The sequence below is a fragment of the Prosthecobacter sp. genome, assembly GCF_029946185.1.
Taxonomy (GTDB): domain Bacteria; phylum Verrucomicrobiota; class Verrucomicrobiia; order Verrucomicrobiales; family Verrucomicrobiaceae; genus Prosthecobacter.
Map to the genome: position 1 here is coordinate 43206 of NZ_JAQSEA010000111.1, position 6000 is coordinate 49205.

General features: G+C 60.5%; 3 protein-coding genes. 2 read left to right on the forward strand and 1 reads right to left on the reverse strand.

The window, feature by feature from the left end:
* Positions 1-86: 86 nt before the first annotated feature.
* A complete protein-coding gene (locus PSV43_RS08780) occupies positions 87-1973 on the forward strand; it encodes a KUP/HAK/KT family potassium transporter (RefSeq protein WP_300195749.1) in 1887 nt (628 codons plus the stop codon).
* Between the two features lie 38 nt (positions 1974-2011).
* Positions 2012-2914: an alpha/beta hydrolase gene (locus PSV43_RS08785; RefSeq protein WP_300195752.1), complete on the forward strand. Its 903-nt coding sequence runs from the start codon at positions 2012-2014 to the stop codon at positions 2912-2914.
* Between the two features lie 89 nt (positions 2915-3003).
* Here PSV43_RS08785 and PSV43_RS08790 read toward each other — a convergent pair whose 3' ends face one another.
* Complete coding sequence (locus PSV43_RS08790) at positions 3004-5988, reverse strand: DEAD/DEAH box helicase (protein WP_300195755.1); 2985 nt, start codon at positions 5986-5988, stop codon at positions 3004-3006.
* Between the last annotated feature and the right edge of the window lie 12 nt (positions 5989-6000).

Consider the following 6000-nt stretch of genomic DNA (forward strand, 5'->3'; position numbering starts at 1 on the left):
ACTGTCTCTTGCATCTTCGGCAACACTGGCTAACAGCATTAGTCCCTGATTCAAACAGGGCTTCGGGACTGTCTCGAAGACACCTCATGTCAGAACACAAAAACTCAAACAGTTGGACCCTGGCCCTAGTCGCCTTGGGTGTGGTATTCGGGGACATCGGTACCAGTCCGCTCTATGCACTGCGGGAGTGCCTCACGCATGCGGGCTACACACCGGGCCGTGACGGAGTGGACATGATCTACGGGCCGATTTCGCTGATGTTTTGGTCGCTCACGCTGATGGTTTCGGTGAAATACCTCGGGCTTCTCAGCCAGGCCACAGCGCAGGGAGAGGGCGGCATGTTTGCCCTGCTGTCTTTGCTGCGCTCCAAAAAAGAGGCGCTCAGCCCCAAGGCCAGTTCCTTTGTGGTGCTCGTGGTGCTCTTTGGTGCGGCGCTGCTGTATGGCGATGGCATGATCACTCCGGCCATTTCGGTGCTCTCGGCCGTGGAAGGCATGAAGCAGATCAGCGCGGAAATGCCGCAGCACGTCATCGTCTACATCTCGGTGGCGATCATTTTTGGCCTGTTCATGGTGCAGAAGTACGGCACGGCGAAGATCGGCGTGGCATTTGGTCCGATCATGATCCTATGGTTCACCGCACTGGCCAGCCTGGGCTTATACCGCTACATCGAGCATCCTGAAGTCATCGTGGCGCTGTCTCCACATTGGGGCATTTATTACCTGATGCATCATGGCTACCATGGCATCGTCATCATGGGAATGGTGCTGCTGGCCGTCACGGGGTGTGAGGCGCTGTATGCAGACATCGGCCATTTCGGATCGAAGCCGCTGAAGCGCGCCTGGTTCATCCTCGTCTATCCCGCGCTCATTTTGAACTACCTCGGCCAAGGCGCGCTGGTCATCAGTGATCCGGCAGCGCTGGAGCACCCGTTTTTCAAACTGGTACCGCAGCCCCTGCTGGTGCCGATGATCATCCTGGCAACGATGGCCACCATCATCGCCTCGCAGGCCATGATCACGGGCGTTTACTCACTGACACAGCAGGCGGTACAGCTCGGCTACCTGCCGCGCTTGAAGATCATCCACACCAATCCCGACGTGCGCGGACAGATCTACATGCCGCAGGTGAACTTCCTCCTGATGGCCGCATGCATCGCGCTGGTGATCGGCTTTGAGACCTCCAGCAATCTCGCCTCCGCCTACGGTCTCTCGGTTTCGATGGAGATGTTTCTCACCAGCATTTTGTTTTTCTTTGTGGCCCGCCGCATCTGGGGCTGGGCGTTTTGGAAAGCTTTTCTTCCTGTGCTGGCTTTCACCATCATTGAACTGGGCTACGTCTCCGGCAGCCTGATCAAATTCATGCAGGGTGCGTGGTTCCCGCTGGCCGTCGCGGCCTGCATCTGGGTGATCATGAAGACATGGACGGATGGACGCTCCATCTTGTACGAAGCCATGCAGCGCGGCCGCCTGCCAGTGGTACATCTGATTGATGAACTCAAAAAGGACCGTGTCATTCGCGTGCCGGGCACGGCGGTCTTCATGTCTGCCAGCGCCGACGGCCTGCCGCTGGCGCTGCTGCATCATTTGAAGCACAACAAGGCGCTGCACAAGCAGGTGGTGCTGCTGAGTGTGAAGTTCGCGGATGCCCCCTATGTCAGTGAGGAAGCGCGCCACGAGATCAGCGAGTACTACGAGGAGTTTTACCGCGTCGTCCTGCGCTATGGCTTCTCCGAGCCGCCGGATGTGTTCAATGACCTCTGCGCGGCGATGAGCGAAAAGACCAAGGTGAAACGCAACGGCATCACCTTCTACCAGAGCCGCGAGGTGCTGCTGACCAATGGGCCCGGCAAGATGGCCGCCTGGCGGAAGAAGCTGTTTGTGATGCTCTCGCGCCTGTCCCGCCCTGCCACGGGGTACTTTGATCTTCCGCCGCGTCAGGTCATTGAGCTGGGGATTCAGCTGGAGGTGTAGCAGCGCTGGCGTAGATCACCGATTCTGCGCCCCGACCTATGACCTTCCTTCGCCACCTCGTCCCCGCGCTTTGCCTGCTGGCGGGTGCCCATGCCTTTGCTCAAACTCCGGCTCCTACGCACGCCAATGTGCCCTATGGGAAGCATGCGAATCAGGTGCTGGATTTTTACCAGGCGAAAGCGGAGCAGCCGACGCCGCTGCTGTTTTTCGTCCATGGCGGCGGCTGGATGAATGGCGACAAGGCGAATCCTGATTTCCTGGCCAAGTGTCTGGAGAACGGCATCTCCGTGGTGTCGATCAACTACCGCTTCATCCCGGATGCGCAGGCGGAAAAGATCGAACCTCCGGTGAAGGCCTGCCTGGATGATTCAGCGCGGGCGCTGCAGTTTGTGCGCAGCAAGGCAGCCGAATGGCACATCGACAAAGACCGCGTGGGCGGCTGTGGCGGGTCGGCGGGTGGGTTCACGGCGCTGTGGCTCGGGTTTCATCCCGACATGGCGAATGCGAAAAGTGCCGATCCGATTGCGCGCGAGTCCACACGCCTGCGCTGCGTGCTGGCCTTCGTGCCGCAGACTACGCTGGACCCGAAGCAGATGCAGGCGTGGATTCCGAACAACGAGTACGGCAGCCATGCGTTTGGGCTCGGCAGCATGCAGGAGTTTCTGGATAAGCGGGAGAGTTTGCTGCCGTGGATCGAGCAGTTCTCACCGTATGCGCTGGCCAGTGCGGACGATCCGCCGGTGCTGTTATTTTATGACAGCGCACCGGACCTTGGCAAGCCACCGGCCAAAGACCCGGTGCACTCAGGCAACTTCGGCGCGGGCATTGCGGAGAAGTTGAAGGCGGTGGGCATTGAGCATGAGATCAACTATAACAATGATTACGGGCACATGAAGTGGCCGGATCTGTTTGGGTTTTTGAAGGCGAAGCTGGGGAAGTAAGGGGGGAGTCTGCTGGAAAGCAGTCCTGAGCTTTAGCTCGACTCTGGGTGCGGCGGCGTTTCCAGAACGAGCTGAAGCTCTGGACTACTTTATTGAATCAGGGCCTCCAAATCCCCTTCGGTCAGGCCTTCCATCATGGGGGCTTGGTCGTTGAGGGCGGCTTCGACTAGTCCGCGTTTTTGGGCTTGGAGTTTGAGGATGCGTTCTTCGACGGTGCCGCGGATCGCCAGGCGATAGGCGTTCACGACTTTTTGCTGACCGATGCGGTGGGCGCGGTCGATGGCTTGGGATTCGACGGCGGGGTTCCACCAAGGATCGGCGAGGATGACGTTGTCGGCGGCGGTGAGGTTCAGGCCGTAGCCGCCGGCTTTGAGACTGATGAGGAAGATGCGGCAGTTCGGGTCTTTCTGGAAGCGCTCGACCTGCGCGGAGCGGTCTTGGCTGCTGCCGTCGAGGTAGGCGTGGTCGAGTTTTTCGGCCTTCAGGTGGTCGCGCATGAGGTGCAGGAATTTCACGAACTGGCTGAAGACGAGGAGCTTGCCGCCGGATTCCATGACGGATTCGATCTGCCCCACCAAGGCGGGCCATTTGCCGGAGAGGTCTTCCTGGCCGAGGCCTTTGAGGGCGTCGGGCTGGACGCCGGTGAGGCGGAGATCGCAACAGACCTGACGCAGGCGCAGCAGCACGGTGAACATGGTCATCTTGGCCCCATTCTGGCCGGAGCGTTTGCGGGCGGCCTTGATCTCCTCGCGGCCTTCTTCCAGAATCTTGCGGTAGAACTCGCTCTGCGCGGCGCTGGGGACGCACCACAGCACCTGCTCGATCTTCTCGGGCAGGTCCTTGAGCACCTGGCGTTTGGTGCGGCGGAGGAAATAGGGCAGCGTGAGTTTCTGCAGGCGCTGGGCGGCGGCGCGGCCTGCGGGGAGATCGAGGCCGGACTGGATGGGGCTTTCGAAGCGCTCTTTGAAGGAAGTCTGGTTCCCCAAATATCCCGGCAGGGCGAAGTGGAAGATGGACCACAAATCGCGCACGCCGTTTTCCAAAGGGGTGCCGGTGAGGGCGATGCGACCGGCAGAGTTCAGGCTGCGGAGGGTCTTGGCGGCGTCGGTATCTGGATTTTTGATGAAGCTGGCTTCATCCAGAAGAAGCAAACCAAACCGGATGGTTTGGTAATGTTTAATATCTCTGATGATCAATTGATAAGAGGTCAATATCACGTCAAAAGCGGGGATGGTCGCGAGGGCTTTTTCGCGGCCTGCGCCTTGGATCAAGAGCACCTTCAGGGTGGGTGCGAAGCGCTCAAACTCGGCCTGCCAGTTGCCGAGGAGGGACTTGGGGCAGACGACCATCACGGGGCCGCATTGGTCGCCTTTCCGCTGTTTGAGGAAGAGAGCGAGGGCGATGCTCTGGACAGTTTTGCCCAAGCCCATTTCATCGGCCAAGATACCGCCCCGGCCCCGCAGGACGCGGGAGGTCATCCAGCAAACGCCTTCCATCTGGTAAGGACGGAGCATGCCAGCGAGATCGCCGATTTCGGCGCGAACCTCGGAATCTGTAACGACGATTTCGTTAGCAGCGCCAGCGGCTTCATCGCCAAAGTAGGCGGCGTGCGCCCCGTGGACGCGGGCCCCTTCGGGGGTGAGTTCCAGCGGGACATCCCGCAGTGATTCCTCCAAATCATCCACCGCAGCGATGTCGAGAATATAACGCTTGCCGTTGGCTCCTTTGACGGACCTCTGACCGGAACGGACGAGCCGGAGCACCTCGGCACGTGGCAGGCGGAAGCCATCGGTGGACTCATAGGCAAACTCCATGCTGAGCCAGTCGCCGCCGCCGCCCATCTGACCGGCGGGTGGGACGAACTTGGTTTTCGGGGCGATGCGCTGGATGCCACGAGTCGCGGAGCGCCAGCGTTCCCCCTCCGTGATGGTGGCCAGCTCGCGGAGGAGCGGGAGTTCGGAGGCGTAGAAGCGGAGGACGTTTTCGCTGCCCTGCAGGCGCAGGACCTGGCCTTCGGGCTTGAAACCGAGGGCCTCCAGACGGCGTAAAAGGCGGAATTCTGCTTCTATATTCTGTACGTAAAAGACAAATCCATTCGATTCAGCCTGAATTGGGAAGATTGAATGCTTACTGTCTGAATGTAGGATTGGCCAGCTGTTTGACATGTAACGGGCGGATAGTTTCGCATCTACCACCTGAAGAGAGCCGTCGAGCTGGATTTCGAAGGTGCAGGGCACCGGCGCGACGTGGAATTTCTCCAAGCCTGCGCCACGCAGTTCCATCTGGAAGCACTCGCCCAAGGCCTCCCCCTGCTCTGCCAACCAGCGCAGGGGCCGGGTGACGGGAGCCTTGCTCAACTCGCTGGCGAGGGTAGTCAGGGCGGGGCTGTCGGCCAAATGGCGGAACAGCGATGCGGTCTCCTGGCAGATCCACCACGGGCCGAGGACGTGCTTTTGATGAGCACCTTCCAGTTTGAGGCGCACGGTTTGGGCATCGACAGACTCGACCAGCAGCGGCAGGCGCACGAGTTCAGGGGCGACGTGGAGCGCCCGCTCCTGGCCGTTCGGCTTGCCGACAAACACCCGGGGGTGCTCGGCGAGGGTTGGCAGGAAGGTGTGGAGGCTTTCGCCTCTGAGGGAGATGGGCAGGCTCTGGGGATGCTTGATGCCCTGGCTGGCGAGCCATGCTGCGAACAGGGAGGACTCACCTTCGCCGCCGGGTTCGTATTTGACGAAGACGCCGAAGGGTTCGCGGATCTGACCTTGGAGGAGTGGTTCGGGGAGATAGAGGGAGTAGCGGCCTACGATCTTGAGCGGAGTCAAAGTGGGGGAGCTTCTGGGTAATATCGTCCCGGCTTTAGCCGGGACGGCACCTCCAGAGCCGCCTGAAGGCGGGGCTACAGTACCCGATCCGCCGGAACGCGGTCTGCCTGCACCGCTTTGTTCGCGGACGTGGGCCAAGGCGACGGCGAGGGCGTGCTCGCACATCATGCCGCTGCGGCGGGCGTGGGGGCAGGTGCAGAGGTTTTCCACATCCGAAGAGGTGCGGATGCGCAGGCCGGTGGTAAATTTCATCTTTCCGGAGCC